This window comes from Brevundimonas aurantiaca, assembly GCF_904830995.1.
GTDB lineage: Bacteria > Pseudomonadota > Alphaproteobacteria > Caulobacterales > Caulobacteraceae > Brevundimonas > Brevundimonas aurantiaca.
The window spans coordinates 2573348-2587263 of record NZ_CAJGVD010000001.1 but is presented as its reverse complement, the minus strand read 5'-3'; the positions used below and the strand labels follow the sequence as shown (position 1 = coordinate 2587263).

13 protein-coding genes and 1 tRNA gene are annotated in these 13916 nt (G+C 67.2%); 4 read left to right on the top strand and 10 right to left on the bottom strand.

Annotated features, from left to right (window positions below; all coding sequences use genetic code 11):
- Positions 1 to 13: 13 nt before the first annotated feature.
- Positions 14 to 1777 (bottom strand): peptide MFS transporter, encoded by a 1764-nt coding sequence (locus JMT67_RS12685; RefSeq protein ID WP_054764683.1) that lies wholly within the window; start codon positions 1775 to 1777, stop codon positions 14 to 16.
- A 271-nt stretch (positions 1778 to 2048) separates the two neighbouring features.
- Here JMT67_RS12685 and JMT67_RS12680 point away from each other — a divergent pair, with 271 nt between their 5' ends.
- A complete protein-coding gene (locus JMT67_RS12680) occupies positions 2049 to 3185 on the top strand; it encodes an N-acetyltransferase (RefSeq protein WP_201463646.1) in 1137 nt (378 codons plus the stop codon).
- A 323-nt stretch (positions 3186 to 3508) separates the two neighbouring features.
- Here the strand turns inward: JMT67_RS12680 and mscL are convergent, their stop codons facing one another.
- From mscL to aroA, 7 genes are all read right to left on the bottom strand, one after another.
- Positions 3509 to 3925, bottom strand: a complete 417-nt coding sequence (gene mscL / locus JMT67_RS12675; protein ID WP_152949462.1) for a large-conductance mechanosensitive channel protein MscL — start codon at positions 3923 to 3925, stop codon at positions 3509 to 3511.
- A 23-nt stretch (positions 3926 to 3948) separates the two neighbouring features.
- Complete coding sequence (locus JMT67_RS12670) at positions 3949 to 4239, bottom strand: integration host factor subunit beta (protein ID WP_054766822.1); 291 nt, start codon at positions 4237 to 4239, stop codon at positions 3949 to 3951.
- Positions 4240 to 4598: 359 nt separating this feature from the next.
- Positions 4599 to 6302, bottom strand: coding sequence for a 30S ribosomal protein S1 (gene rpsA / locus JMT67_RS12665; protein WP_054764680.1), 1704 nt, complete (start codon positions 6300 to 6302; stop codon positions 4599 to 4601).
- A 157-nt stretch (positions 6303 to 6459) separates the two neighbouring features.
- Positions 6460 to 7104: a (d)CMP kinase gene (cmk, locus tag JMT67_RS12660; RefSeq protein ID WP_201463645.1), complete on the bottom strand. Its 645-nt coding sequence runs from the start codon at positions 7102 to 7104 to the stop codon at positions 6460 to 6462.
- On the bottom strand, positions 7104 to 7412 hold the full coding sequence (locus JMT67_RS12655) for an addiction module antidote protein (RefSeq protein ID WP_191555001.1): 309 nt from the start codon (positions 7410 to 7412) through the stop codon (positions 7104 to 7106). The genes cmk and JMT67_RS12655 overlap by 1 nt, the downstream gene beginning before the upstream one ends.
- A complete protein-coding gene (locus JMT67_RS12650) occupies positions 7402 to 7728 on the bottom strand; it encodes a type II toxin-antitoxin system RelE/ParE family toxin (protein ID WP_201463644.1) in 327 nt (108 codons plus the stop codon). The genes JMT67_RS12655 and JMT67_RS12650 overlap by 11 nt, the downstream gene beginning before the upstream one ends.
- A gap of 4 nt (positions 7729 to 7732) precedes the next feature.
- Complete coding sequence (gene aroA / locus JMT67_RS12645) at positions 7733 to 9064, bottom strand: 3-phosphoshikimate 1-carboxyvinyltransferase (protein ID WP_201463643.1); 1332 nt, start codon at positions 9062 to 9064, stop codon at positions 7733 to 7735.
- Between the two features lie 124 nt (positions 9065 to 9188).
- Here aroA and JMT67_RS12640 point away from each other — a divergent pair, with 124 nt between their 5' ends.
- From JMT67_RS12640 to JMT67_RS12630, 3 genes are all read left to right on the top strand, one after another.
- Positions 9189 to 9650, top strand: a complete 462-nt coding sequence (locus JMT67_RS12640) for a TIGR02300 family protein (protein WP_054766821.1) — start codon at positions 9189 to 9191, stop codon at positions 9648 to 9650.
- A gap of 221 nt (positions 9651 to 9871) precedes the next feature.
- Positions 9872 to 9947: transfer RNA gene (locus JMT67_RS12635), tRNA-Ala, on the top strand.
- A gap of 148 nt (positions 9948 to 10095) precedes the next feature.
- Positions 10096 to 11853, top strand: coding sequence for a hypothetical protein (locus JMT67_RS12630; RefSeq protein WP_201463642.1), 1758 nt, complete (start codon positions 10096 to 10098; stop codon positions 11851 to 11853).
- Between the two features lie 89 nt (positions 11854 to 11942).
- Here JMT67_RS12630 and JMT67_RS12625 read toward each other — a convergent pair whose 3' ends face one another.
- Together JMT67_RS12625 and JMT67_RS12620 are read right to left on the bottom strand one after the other, a co-directional pair.
- Entirely contained in the window at positions 11943 to 13019 is a 1077-nt protein-coding gene (locus tag JMT67_RS12625; RefSeq protein WP_054764674.1) for a protein-glutamate methylesterase/protein-glutamine glutaminase, read from the bottom strand.
- Positions 13020 to 13023: 4 nt separating this feature from the next.
- Positions 13024 to 13878, bottom strand: a complete 855-nt coding sequence (locus JMT67_RS12620) for a CheR family methyltransferase (RefSeq protein ID WP_152949454.1) — start codon at positions 13876 to 13878, stop codon at positions 13024 to 13026.
- Positions 13879 to 13916 lie beyond the last annotated feature (38 nt).

Sequence of the window (13916 nt, the reverse complement as noted above, 5' to 3'; positions counted from 1 at the left end):
GAACAGGCAGGCTTTAGTGGATCCCGGCCATGCCCTTCTTGAGCAGGGGCGACATCAGCAGCAGGAAGACGCCGACGCCGACGCCCGTCCAGCCGATGGTGCCGAAGATCGACCCATAGGTCTGAAGCGCCAGCTCGGGGCTGGTGACGACGCCGGCGACGGTGTCGGTCGCCGTCGCCTTGGCGATGATGCCGGCGACGATATGGGCGACGGAGCTGGACAGGAACCAGACGCCCATCATCATCCCGACCACCCGCGCCACCGACAATTTGGTGATCATCGACAGGCCGACCGGCGACAGGCACAGCTCGCCGATCGTGTGGAAGAAGTAGGTCAGGAACAGGAAGATCAGCGGCACCCGGAAGGCGTCGTTGGCCTGGGTCGCGGCAGCCCAGGTCAGCACCAGGAAGCCCAGACCGACGAAGACCAGGCCGAAGGAGAATTTGACCGGGGTCGAAGGCTCCAGCTTGCGCTTGGCCAGCCAGACCCAGAGGGCGGCGATGATCGGCCCGCCCAGCACGATGATGCCGGGGTTGAAGGTCTGGGTCATGGCGGCGTTGAACCATGACGGCATCTGGGTGGACTGGTCTGCGAACAGGGTCAGGGACGACCCTGCCTGTTCGAACAGGGCCCAGAACAGGACCGAGAAGAAGATCAGCACCTGGGCGACCAGCATGCGCGACCGCTCGGCGCCCTTGAGCCGGAAGACCGTGAAGCCCACCACGGCGGCGAAGATGACGCCCGCGATCCACGGCAGGGCCGTCTCGATGATCTCGTGGCGCTGCATCAGCAGCCAGGTCGGGATGACGGCGACGATGCCGGCGATCCAGAAGAAAGGCACCAGCGGCACGCCCAGGATGGAACGGCCCTGAACGGGGACCGGCGGCGCGCCGCGGCCTTCGAGCCAGGACTGGCCCAGGACGAAGGTCAGCAGGCCGAACAGCATGCCGATGCCGGCCAGGCCGAAGCCGTAGGCCCAGCCGTATTTGATGCCCAGATAGGAGCAGGCGATGGTCGCCAGGAAGGAACCGAGGTTGATCCCCACGTAGAAGATGGTGAAGCCGCCGTCGCGACGCGGGTCGTTCTCTTCATAGAGAGCGCCGACGACGGTTGAGATGTTGGCTTTCAGGAAGCCGACGCCCACGATGATCAGGGACAGGGCCAGGAAAAGAACCGGCTCGCCGAGCGCCAAATCCCGCGTGGTCTCCAGCGTATAGGCGCCGGTCGCGGTGAAGGCGGGGAAGCCGGCCTTGGCGGCGGCCTCGGGCGCGGCCGCGGTCGCCGGATCCAGCGCTCCGGTCGGCTGGGCGTTGATCGCCGCTCCCGTGGCGACGGCCGCCACATCGGAGGCGTTGGCGGCGGAGGGCTCGGCGCCGACGGCGGAGACGCCTTCGGGCGATATGGCGACCTGGACCCGTTCATCGCCGTTGACGGCGAAGATGCGGCGGTTCTGGTCGCGGCCCTCGACCTGCAGCTCATAGGTGGTGTCACCGATGGTCAGGCGCTCGCGACCGCCCGTGCCTTCGAAAGCCATGGTGAAGTGCCCCAGGACCAGCAGAACGGCGCCGATGATGACGGCCTTGCGCGATCCGAGATAGCGGTCGGCGATCAGGCCGCCGAGGACCGGCATCAGATAAACGAGGGCGGCGTAGGCGGCGTAGATGCCTTGGGCCTCGGCCGGGCCGAACAGGAAGTGCTGGGTCAGATAGAGGACCAGCAGGGCCCGCATGCCATAGTAGGAAAAACGCTCCCACATTTCCGTGAAGAACAGGATCACCAGCCCCCGCGGGTGCCCTAGGAAAGTCTTACGAGGCGCGAGCGCCCCCCCATCCGTCACTGTCAACGGCTCACTCCCAACTGCCGCGCCTCAACGGGGCGCGCGAAAGGCGCATACCCAGCACAGGGAGCAAACCCGAACAAGAGTTAAGGTTATGCGCCCCCTCGCCGCACCCGGCGATGCGCCGAACTGGCGCCCGATATGCAGAGGTTCCCGCATCCCGCCGCCGGGGCGCCAATATGGCCCGGTCGAGGACGGGAGGGAGTGTTGAATGGCTGTGCGGCCGATCCGCCGATCCGACTATGCGGCGCTGAACGCCCTGCACCGCCAGGTCGGCTGGCCCGAGCGGTCCGAGGCGGGGTGGCGGTGGCTGGAGGCCAATCCGGCGCGACGGGACCTGGACGCCCCGACCGGCTGGGTCGTCGTCGATGAGGCCGATGCGCCCCGGGCCATGCTGGGCAATCTGGTCCAGAGGTTTCGGCGCGGCCCCGAGGTTCTTTACGCCGCCACCGGTTTTTCCATCATCGTTCCGCCCGAACGACGGGGCGCCAGCCGGCCCCTGATCAAGGCCATATTGGCCCAGTCGGGCCTGTTCGCCTGCTACACGCTGAACGCCAACGCCCGGTCGGCGCCGCTCTATCCCCTGTTCGGCTTCAAGCCAGCGCCGGCCCAGACCCACGCCCTGAAGCTGGCCTGGAGGGTCGATCCCCTGACCTGTGCGAAGGGCCGGCTGCTGCGCGGACTGCTGGGCGGAGTGTCGGCGGAGACGGCCCGGCGGTTGGGCGACCGGCTGATGAACCGCCGCCTGTTCAAACCCCGCCGCCTGAAGCTGCCGGACGGGGTCCGGGTGCTGACCGACCTGGGCGAGGGTTCGCCCTATGACGACTTCTGGCGGGCCCTGGTCGCCGAAGGCCGGCTGATCGCCGATCGCAGCCCCGAGATCATGGCCTGGCGCATGACCGACCCGGACATGACCCTGGCGCCCGTGGTTCTGGGCCTTTTCCGCCAGGGCCGGCTGCAAGGCTTCGCCCTGGCCCAGATGAACAAGACCCGTCTGATCGATCCGCCCTGTCTGGACATACTGGATCTGGCGGCGCTGGACGGGGCAGGCGATGCGATCGAAATCCTGGCGCGGACCCTGATCGACAATGCGCGGGGCCTGGGCGCGGCCAAGGTCAGGCTGCAGGTGACGACGCCAGAGATGCTTGAGCGTCTGGGCGCCCTGACCGCCAAGGCCCGGCGCGAGGGCGGATGGGGCCACTGCCACGCCGTCTTCCGCGATCCCGTCTCCGCCGAGGAATGGAGCCCCACCCCGTTCGACGGCGACTACGCCGTCTGCCTGCGCCCCGTGCCGGCGCCCGCCGATCGTCGATCCGGCGCGAAACCAGGCGAGACGGCCGCCGTCTGAGCCGACCGGTCTTGCTCCGGGTCGGGCCGGCGATCGGACACGAAAAAAGGTGTCCGATGTGTCCGATCTGTCCGACGCCCTTTGATTTTACTGAAGAATAATCCGCCGTCGATCGGACAGTCCGTCGGCGAACCGTCGCGCTGTCCCTTGCGATGTCAAAGACCGAAACGCCAGTCTAGGCGCGTCGGAAGGACCGACGGCCGATTGGGCGGCTCAATCCGCAAGGCGTTGAAAAATAGAGAGCTTCTCGCCCGAATCTATAGGGACGTCGGTTCGAAGGCGAAGCGCGGAGCCGGTCGCGGCGTCGCTCAGCCGATCAGACCTTAAGGCCGGGCCTTCAGCGTGTCGCGGATCTCGGTCAGCAGGGCCTCGGTCGGGGTCGGGGCCGAGGGCGCCGGATCCGGCTTGGCGGCTTCCTGGCGGCGCAGGCTGTTGATCCCCTTGACCAGCAGGAAGACGACGAAGGCCACGATCAGGAACTGGATCACCGTATTGGCGAAGGCGCCGTATTGGATCGCCACCTTCTCGACCTCTTCGGTCGCCGGGTTTTCAGGCCGCAGCACCCATTCCAGCTCGGAAAAATCGACCCCGCCGGTCAGCAGACCGATCGGGGGCATCACCACCTGATCCACCAGGCTTTTGACGATGCCGTTGAAGGCGGCGCCGATGATGACGCCGACCGCCAGATCGACGACGTTACCCTTGATCGCGAACTCGCGGAACTCGGACAGAAGGCTCATGCGGGGTCTTTCGGTCGTTAGGCTTAGGCGTCCCCAGAAGCGTTCAGACGTTCGCGCAGTTCCTTGCCGCTCTTGAAGAAGGGCACGGCCTTGGCGGGAACGTCCACGGTCTCGCCGGTGCGGGGATTGCGACCGACGCGGGCCGGTCGCGAACGGACGGAAAAGGCCCCGAAGCCGCGCAGTTCGACCCGGCCGCCGTCGGCCAGGGCGCCGGTCATTTCGCCCAGGATGACATTGACCAGCCGCTCCACCTCCGCATGGGTCAGGTGGGTGTTTTCCGCCGCAAGCTTCTCGATCAGCTCGGATTTGATCATCAGGGCCCCTGCCAGCTCATGATCGGCAGGCCGCGCCCGCCGATGATCCACTGTACGGCACCCTAACCGCCGCCCGCCCCTCTAAAAAGCCCCTATCGGGCCCCGAGCCCTCGGATTTGCATGAATTATGTCCGGTTCCGGTCATTGGCCGCCGCCGCACAGGAAAAAGGCGGCGGGATCGCTCCCGCCGCCTTGGTCTTTTTTCGTCGCTACCGCGAAGCGCGCGGCGCTTCGCTGCTTGAGCGAGGTCCGCTATCGCGAAGCGCGCGGCGCTCCGCTGCTTGAGCGAGGTCCGCTATCGCGAAGCGCGCGGCGCTCCGCTGCTTGAGCGAAGCGCCTGACGCCTTGCGGCGAGCGCCTTACTCCTTGGAGCCGGCGTTCTTCAGCGCGGCGCCCAGGATGTCGCCCAGGGAAGCGCCCGAGTCGGACGAGCCGAACTGTTCGATCGCTTCCTGTTCGTCCTTCATTTCCAGCGCCTTGATCGAGACCGAGATGCGGCGCGAGGCCTTGTCCACGGCGGTGATCATGGCGTCGGCGCGGTCGCCGACGGCGAAGCGTTCCGGACGTTGCTCGTTGCGGTCGCGCGACAGGTCCGACTTGCGGATGAAGGCGGTGACCGGGGCGTCGTCTTCACCGAACTTGACCTCGATGCCGCCAGATTCGATCGCCGTCACGGTGACGGTGATCTGCTGGCCGCGACGGTACGCATCGCCCTCGCCGATCGGATCGCCGCCCAGCTGTTTGATGCCCAGGGAGACGCGCTCCTTCTCGACGTCGACGTCCAGGACCTTGGCCTTGACCATCTCGCCCTTGCGGTAACGCTGGATGGCTTCTTCACCCGAGACCGACCAGTCGAGGTCGGACAGGTGGACCATGCCGTCGATGTCGTTGTCCAGGCCGATGAACAGGCCGAACTCGGTGGCGTTCTTGACCTCGCCCTCGACGGTCGAGCCGATCGGGTGGTTGGCGACGAAGGCGTCCCACGGATTGTCCTGAGCCTGTTTCAGGCCCAGCGAGATGCGGCGCTTGGAGGCGTCGACGTCCAGGACGACCACGTCCACTTCCTGAGAGGTGGAGACGATCTTGCCCGGATGGACGTTCTTCTTGGTCCAGGACATTTCCGAGACGTGCACCAGGCCCTCGACCCCGGCTTCCAGCTCCACGAAGGCGCCGTAGTCGGTGATGTTGGTGATGCGGCCCGTGTATTTGGCGCCGACCGGATATTTGGCTTCCACGCCGTCCCAGGGGTCCGACTGCAGCTGCTTCATGCCCAGCGAGATACGTTGTGTGTCCGGGTTGATCTTGACGATCTGGACCTTGACGGTGTCGCCGACGGCGAGAACCTGCGACGGGTGCGAGACGCGCTTCCACGACATGTCGGTGACGTGCAGCAGGCCGTCGATGCCGCCCAGATCCACGAAGGCGCCGTAGTCGGTGATGTTCTTGACGACGCCGTCGCGGACTTCGCCCTCTTGCAGCTGGCCGACCAGCTCGGTGCGCTGTTCGGCGCGGGCCTCTTCCAGGATGGCGCGACGCGAGACGACGATATTGCCGCGCGGGCGGTCCATCTTCAGGATCTGGAACGGCTGTTCCTTGCCCATCAGCGGGCCGACGTCGCGGACCGGACGGATGTCGACCTGCGAGCCCGGCAGGAAGGCCGAGGCGCCGCCCAGGTCGACGGTGAAGCCGCCCTTGACGCGGCCGACGATGGCGCCGTTGACCGGATGACCTTCGGCGAACACGGCTTCCAGACGGGTCCAGGCTTCTTCGCGGCGGGCCTTGTCGCGGCTGATGACCGCCTCGCCCAGGGCGTTTTCGACGCGCTCCAGATAGACTTCGACATTGTCGCCGACCTTGGGCAGGGCGCCGTCTTCGCCCTGGCCGAATTCGCGCATGGCGATGCGGCCTTCGGTCTTCAGACCGACGTCGATGATGACGATGTCTTTTTCGATGCCGACGACGCGGCCGTGAACGACCTGGCCTTCGCCGAAGTCGCGGCCCGACAGTTGTTCGTCAAGCAGGGCGGCGAAATCGTCGCGGGTGGGGGTGAGGGTGTCAGTCATGGAGCTGAAAAGCGTTCCGTAGGGGCTGTGGCGCGCGGCCGAACGGCCCCGCGCGAGGTGGACGTCAAAAAGGATAGGCAGGTCGTCAGGATGCGAGGCCGGATCGGTCAGAACGCCCGCGGAAGCCGAGGACGAAGCGTTGGATTTGCAAAACCGGTCAGAGACCGTGTTTCGCGCGCGCCGTCTCGACGATACGGCGGGCCGCATCGAAGGCGGCCTCTATATCCATATCGGTCGTGTCCAGCAAGACCGCGTCTTCGGCCTGGACCATGGGGGCCGCGCCCCGGCCGGCGTCGCGCGCGTCCCGACGCTGGATATCGGCCAGCATCTCTTCGAAGCCGATGTCGAAGCCGCGCGCCGTCAGCTGTCTCCAGCGGCGCGTCGCGCGCACCTCGGGCGTCGCGGTGACGAACAGTTTGGCGGGGGCGTCGGGCGCGATGACCGTGCCGATGTCGCGCCCGTCCAGAACCGCCCCGCCCGCCTGGGCCGCAAAGGCCTGCTGCAGGTCCAACAGGGCGGCGCGGACGCCGGGATGGCCCGCCACGCGGCTGGCCGCCTCGCCCGCCTCGCCGGTCGTCAGGCGGGGATCGTCGGACAGGCCGGCGACATCCAGGGACCGCGCAGCCTCGGTCGCGGCCGCCTCGTCATCGAGAGACCGGCCGGCCTCCAGCAGTTTCACGCCCACGGCGCGGTACAGCAGGCCCGTGTCCAGATGCGGCAGGCCATAGGTCCGCGCCAGACGCGCGGCGATGGTGCCCTTGCCCGAGGCGGCCGGGCCGTCGACGGCGATGATCAGGGACATCAGGCGGCGGAGTCCACGCGAACCGGGGCGAGGCGAAGACCCAGGGCCTGCATCACCTTGAAGATGGTCGAAAGCTCGGGCCGTCCTTCTTCGCTGAGGGCGCGATAGAGGGCGGTGCGCGACAGTTCGGCGTCGCGCGCCATCTGGCTCATGCCTTTGGCGCGGGCGACCACGCCGAGCGCATTTGTGATCAGGCGCGGATCGCCCAGTTCGGCGGCGGATTCAAACGACGCCACCAGAAACTCTTCAACCGCCTCCGGCGTGTCGAGAAAGTCGGCGGCGTCGAAGGGGACAGTCTCAATCGGCATTTCTCAACTCTCTCGCCAGAAGCAAGGCCGCCTCTATGTCCCGCCTTTGGGACGACTTGTCGCCTCCGCCAGGCACGACGACCCAGGTGCGGTTCCGTTGGAACGCGTACACGCGGTAGCCGGGACCGACGTCGATCCGCAGTTCGCTGACGCCCTCCCCGATGGGTTTGACGTCGCCCCAGTGCCCGAACTGAAGCCTTGTCAGCCGATCGGCGATCTTCGCCAACGCCCGTGCGTCCCGCAGCCTAGCGCGCCAAGCGACGAACTGCGGCGTCAGTTCAATCTCAACATCCCCACTGTCGTCTATAGGCGACATTTCGTCAAGCGATCCGCCCGCCCAGCCCGTTCATCATCTCGACAAAGCCAGGGAAGCTGGTGGCGATCATGCCGGGCTCATCGACCGAGACGGGCTGATCCGAAGCCAAGCCCAGGATCAGATGGCTCATGGCGATGCGGTGGTCGTGGGCGGTGTGGACAAGGCCGCCGCCGCGCACCGACCCGCCCTCCCCGGCGCCCGTGACGATGAAGCCCTCCGGCTCCTCCTCCACCTGGACGCCGCAGGCGCGCAGGCCCTCGACCATCAGCGAGATCCGGTCGCTTTCCTTGACCCGCATTTCGCCCACCCCGCGCATGACGGTGACGCCTTCCGCAAAGGCGGCCGTGGCGGCCAGGATCGGATATTCGTCGATCATCGAGGCGGCGCGGTCTTCGGGCACGACCACGCCCTTGAGCGCCGAATGCCGGGCGGTGACGTCGCCGACCGCTTCCCCGCCGGCCTCGCGCCGGTTCGATATCGTCAGGTCGGCGCCCATGTCGCGCCAGGCAGCGAACAGGCCGGTGCGGAGGGGATTCAGCATGACCCCCTCGACCGTCACCGCCGAACCCGGAACGATCAGGCCGGCGGCCAGGGGGAAGGCGGCGGACGACGGATCGCCCGGCACGGCGACGAAGGTTCCGGTCAGGGCCTGACCGCCCTTCAGGGTGACGACCCAGCCCTCGCCCCCAGACTCGTGAAGGTCTTGCACCCCGACTTCGGCGCCGAAGGCGCGCAGCATCCGCTCGGTGTGGTCGCGGCTCTTTTCCGGCTCGGTCACCGAGGTGACGCCCTGGGCGTTCAGTCCGGCCAGCAGTATGGCCGACTTGATCTGGGCCGAGGCCACGGTCTGCACATAGTCGATCGCCGTCAGCGTCCCGCCGGTCAGGGCGACCGGCAGCCGATCCTCGGCGGCCCGCCAGTCGAACCGGGCGCCCATGTCGGCCAGCGGGCCGGTGACGCGCTTCATCGGCCGCCTTCTCAGGGAGGCGTCGCCGTCGAAGGTCGCCGTCAGCGGATAGCCCGCCGCCGCCCCCATCAGCAGGCGAACACCGGTGCCGGCGTTGCCGCAGTCGATCACCGAGGCGGGCGTCTTGAAGCCCCCCGCCCCTTCGATCCGCCAGCGCCCCTCGCCGATCCGTTCGACCTTGGCGCCGAAGGCCTGGACCGCCCGGGCGGTGGCCAGGACGTCGTCGCCCTCCAAAAGGCCCTCGACCTCGGTCACGCCCGAGGCCATGCCGCCCAGGATCATCGAACGGTGGGACATGGACTTGTCGCCCGGCGCCCGCACCGTTCCGGCGAGAGCGTTCGAACGGCTGGCGGTCAGTTGGGACGGCATTTTCACCCGCTTCAGGCTGGCTTGTCGAAAGGGCCGCGCGGGCGGCGCGAAAGACAGCTTTTGACAGCGGCTCCGAGGGGTGGCAAGGGACCGCCCCGAATTCAACCCGTTGAAGGTTCCAAACGTGGCCAATCCCGAACTGGGCGCCAAACAGGTTTGCCCGAACTGCCAGGCTAAGTTCTACGACCTGAACCGCCGCCCCGCCCACTGCCCCAAATGCGGCACGGACTTCGATCCCGAAGAAGCCCTGAAGCTGCGCAGCCGCCGCGCCCGTCCCGGCTATCCGACCGACGACGAGGACGCCGAAGATCAGGTCAAGGACAAGGCGGCCGACGGCGAAGAGGACGAGGACGAAGAGATCCGCGCCCCGGAAATCGACGAGGAAGGCCACGAGCCGATCCTGACGCCTGACGACGACGACGATTCCCCCGCCGACGCCGCGGACGAGCCGGGCATGGGTTCGACCGACGGCGACGATGACGACCTGGGCGACGATGACGACGACTCGGTGCCCTTCATCGAGGACGAAGACGACGACGACCTGGACGACGAAATCGCCAAGCCGTCGCGCGACGACGACGACTGATCTTTTTTGTTGCGCCCGCCGTATTTCCCTTTAGGGAGACGCGGCGGGCGGACAGGCTTTCGGACCCTTGCGGTTTGAAATCCCTGCCTTTTTTCACATCCGGAACCGATGTGAAAATAAATGTCGAAACGGGCTTGATCCTAAAAAAGCTCTGACATAGGTTCCGCCGCCTCGCCGGGGGCCATCGCAAGATGAACCGGGCGAACCAGACCGCAAGGTCCGGGGCTTTAGCTCAGTTGGTAGAGCGCTTGCATGGCATGCAAGAGGTCAGCGGTTCGACTCCGCTAAGCTCCACCAGTTTCCAAGGGGCCGGCTGCGACGCAGCCGGCCCCTTTTGATTTTCCGGACCCTGATCGACTCCGCCCGCCCGCCGCAACGGCGTTTACCCTCAGTTGGTAAGTTGCGGCCTATGTTTCACCGAACGACGCTCAGAACGAGACGGTTAGTGAACATCCAGCATCATGACTTCGCCGTCACGGCCGGTCTCCCCGTCCAACCGACAGCCATCATCGACCAGCTCGAAACAGCGCGTGCGCTGATCGAAAGCCGCTTCTCCGACGCCGGGGGCCGGCTGGCGGGGTCGTTGGAAATGGTGGGACGACTGATCGAATCCCTGGATCGGCTTGAGGTCACCCTGGACGCCAAATCCGTGTCGGACACGACCCAGGACCTGTTGTCCACGGCCGAGGGACTGAACGCCCTGCCCGAGGCGCAACGCGACCGGATCGCCTATTTCGCCAACATCAAGGTCGCCGGCGCCCAGCTTCAGGCCAATATCGAGTCGATGCGCACAACGCTGCGCTACCTCCGGGCCTTTGCGCTGAACGTCAAGATCACGGCCGGGTCCACCATCCGCGCGTCGGACGAGTTCGCCGGCTTCGCCGAGCGCATGTGCAGCCAGCTGGACCTGGGCGTCGGCCAGCTGGACGAACTGGCCGATCAGCTGACGGATCTGTCGACCCGCCTGCAACAGGCCCTGGAGTTCGAACAGACCCTGAGCGGCAAATACGCCGCCCTGATCCCCGCCGTGCCGGACCGGCTGGCGGGCGACGCCCGCGCCCTTCAGCAACAGCACACCCAGATCGCCGACGTCGCCCGTTCGATCGCGGCCATCGCCCGCGACATCCAGACCAAGGTCAGCAAGGCCCTGATGGCCCTTCAGATCGGCGACATCACCCGTCAGCGCATCGAACACGTCCAGCTGGGTCTGCGCGTCGCCAGCCGCCTGGCGGCCCAGTCGGACCTGGCCGAGGAGGCGCGCGACCGCGCCGAACGTCGGCTGTTGCACATGCTGGCCGCCCAAATGTGCGACATCGCGGCCGATTTCGAGGCCGAAGCGGTCAAGGTGACCCAGAGCCTGAACGGCATGGCGGCGGACACGGCCCAGATCCTGGCGGTCAACGCCCTGGGCGGCCGAGGCGGCAAGGGCGGATTGCGCGAACTGGAAGAGAGCCTGGGACACGCGGGCCTTCTGGTCGGCGACGTGACTGCGGCCATGGCCAACGCCCACAGGATCAGCAACGAAACCGTCTCGGCGGTCGAGGCCCTGTCGCGCCGGGTCGGCGCCATCCAGGGCGTCAAGCGTGACATCCAGCAGATGGCCATCAACAGCAGCCTGCGCTCCAACCGCCTGGGCGACATCGGCAAGCCTTTGAGCGTGATCGCCATCGAGCTGAGCAGCCACGCCGGCCAGCTGGAGGAAGAGGCCGATCTGACGCTCAGCTCCCTGAACGCCCTGGCGGGCGTCGCCAATGACAGGCAGGCGGGCGGCGATCAGGACGGGCGGGTGGACGCCGGTCGCCTGAACGGGGTGCGCAGCCGTCTGCGCCAGGCCGCCGACGTGGTCGAGCACGACCTGAGCGGCCTCAGCGACCAGGGCGCCGCCACGGCGCGGTCCCTGACCGTCGCCGCCGAACAGCTGGGGCTGAAGGCCGACATGGGCGACGCCCTTCACGCCGCCGCCGCCGCCCTGGTCGAGGCCGCAGGGCCCGAGGTGGACGACCTGTCCCAGATCGAAGCCGCCCTGGACGAGGCGATGAACGAGATCGGGCGCTGCTATACGATGGCGCGCGAACGGCTGATCCATGCCGAATACGCCGTTCCCAAGGACGCTGCGCCGGAAGGCGAAGAGGCTCAGGCCGAGACGGCGGCCGTCGAAGCGGCGCCGGCCGAGGCGGACGAGTTCGCCGACCTGCTGTTCTGAAGATCACGCAGCCCTGAAATGAGAACGCCGCGCCGACGTCTCCGTCGGCGCGGCGTCAACTGTCGAACAGGCCGAAGACCAGGCCTGGTTCAGCGCGACCGATCGACCGCCATGATTTCGCGCGCGATATGTTCCAGCGCCATGATCTTTTGGGCGGCGCCCCGGGCGATGGCCTCCTTGGGCATGCCGAAGACGATCGAGCTGGCCTCGTCCTGGGCCACGGTCACGGCGCCGGCCTCCTTCATCTCCAGCAGGCCGCGCGCCCCGTCGTCGCCCATGCCGGTCATGATGACCCCCATGGCGTTGCGGCCGGCGGCGCGGGCTGCCGAGCGGAACAGGACGTCCACCGAGGGCCGGTGACGCGACACGGGCGGACCGTCCTTGATCGCCACCTGATAGCGGGCGCCCTGGCGTTCCAGCAGCATGTGTTTGTCGCCCGGCGCGATCAGGACGTGGCCGCGCAGGACGGGATCGCCGTGCTGGGCCTCCTTGACCTCGACCTCGCACAGGCTGTTCAGCCGTTTGGAGAAGGCGGCGGTGAAGCCGGCCGGCATGTGCTGGACGATGACGATCCCCGGCGCATTGGCCGGCAGGGCCTGCAGGACTTCGCGGAGGGCTTCGGTGCCGCCGGTCGAGGCGCCCAGACAGGCGACCATTTCGGTGGTGCGGGCCATGGCCGCGCCGCTGGGCGGCGGCAGCATGGCGTCGGCCGTCAGCTTGGTGCCGGGATCCAGCGTCCGGGCGGTCGGGCGGCGGGCGCCGACGCGGGCGCGGGCGGCGGCCTTGACCACGTCGCGGATGCGGTCGCCGCTCTCGGCCAGATGGTCCGCCGCCCCGATCCGCGGCTTCAGGATGATGTCGACGGCGCCGGCTTCGAGCGCCTGCATCAGGGTCTCGGAGCCCGCCTCGGTCAGGGAGGAGCACATGACCACCGGGATCGGGCGCTGAGACATCAGTTTCCGAAGGAAGGTGATGCCGTCCATGCGCGGCATTTCCACATCCAGGGTGATGACGTCGGGCACGTCCTCGGCGATGCGGCGGGCGGCGACGAAGGGATCGGACGCCACCCCCATGACTTCGATCTGCGGATCCGCCGACAGCACGTCCACCAGGGTCTGGCGCACGCTGGCGGAATCGTCGATCACCAGAACACGAACCTTGGGCATGAGGTCAGGTCTTCCGGAAGATGGTGTTGGCGACGGTGACCAGCGGCAGTTCGATGCCGGTGATGCTTTCCGAATGGCCGATGAACAGATAGCCGCCGGGCCGCAGACGGGCGCACAGACGGTTCAGAACCTTGGCCTGGGTCTGTTTGTCGAAATAGATCATGACGTTGCGGCACATGATCATGTCGAAAGGATCGCCGACCGAATAGGCCTCGTCCATCAGGTTCAGCCGCGCCAGCGACAGCTTGGACCGCAGGGACGGATGAATGCGGCTTTCGCGGCGGCTGGCGTCGCGCGCCCTCATCACCCAGCGCTTCATGTCCGCCGGCACGGGCGTCAGCATTTCGTCGGGATAGACGCCGCGCAGGGCCGTCTCCAGCACCTCGGTCGACAGATCGGTGCCCAGGATCTGATAGTCCGGCCCGCCCTCTTCGTCGGCGAACTTCTGCAGGACCATGGCCATCGTATAGGGCTCGGCGCCCGTGGAACAGGCCGCGCTCCAGGCGCGGATGCGACGCTGCCCGGCGGCCTTGAACTCGGGCAGGACGTGGCTGGCCATATAGTCGAAATGGCGCGGCTCGCGGAAGAAGTCGGTCTTGTTGGTCGTGACCGCGTCGATCAGGAAGACGGACTCGGTCTCCAGACCGCCGTCCTTGAACAGATAGTCGCAATAGCGGTCGAAGGTCTCATGGCCGGTGACGCGCAGCCGGCGACGCAGCCGTCCCTCCAGCATGGTGCGTTTGGACGAGGGCATCTTGATGCCGCTGTAGTCGTAGATGTAGCGCGCCAACCGTTCGAAGTTGCGGGCGCTGATCTGATCAAGCGTGGGGGCGGACCGTTCTAGCGCCGCTTGGGACAAGGCGTTTCTCTCTTCTTTTTTATGGGCCGTTCGCGCCG

Coding starts and splice junctions, on each gene's coding strand:
- JMT67_RS12680 (WP_201463646.1), top strand. CDS start 2,049: ATGGCTGTGCGGCCGATCCGCCGATCCGACTATGCGGCGCTGAACGCC.
- mscL (WP_152949462.1), bottom strand. CDS start 3,925: ATGAGCCTTCTGTCCGAGTTCCGCGAGTTCGCGATCAAGGGTAACGTC.
- JMT67_RS12670 (WP_054766822.1), bottom strand. CDS start 4,239: ATGATCAAATCCGAGCTGATCGAGAAGCTTGCGGCGGAAAACACCCAC.
- rpsA (WP_054764680.1), bottom strand. CDS start 6,302: ATGACTGACACCCTCACCCCCACCCGCGACGATTTCGCCGCCCTGCTT.
- cmk (WP_201463645.1), bottom strand. CDS start 7,104: ATGTCCCTGATCATCGCCGTCGACGGCCCGGCCGCCTCGGGCAAGGGC.
- JMT67_RS12655 (WP_191555001.1), bottom strand. CDS start 7,412: ATGCCGATTGAGACTGTCCCCTTCGACGCCGCCGACTTTCTCGACACG.
- JMT67_RS12650 (WP_201463644.1), bottom strand. CDS start 7,728: ATGTCGCCTATAGACGACAGTGGGGATGTTGAGATTGAACTGACGCCG.
- aroA (WP_201463643.1), bottom strand. CDS start 9,064: ATGCCGTCCCAACTGACCGCCAGCCGTTCGAACGCTCTCGCCGGAACG.
- JMT67_RS12625 (WP_054764674.1), bottom strand. CDS start 13,019: ATGCCCAAGGTTCGTGTTCTGGTGATCGACGATTCCGCCAGCGTGCGC.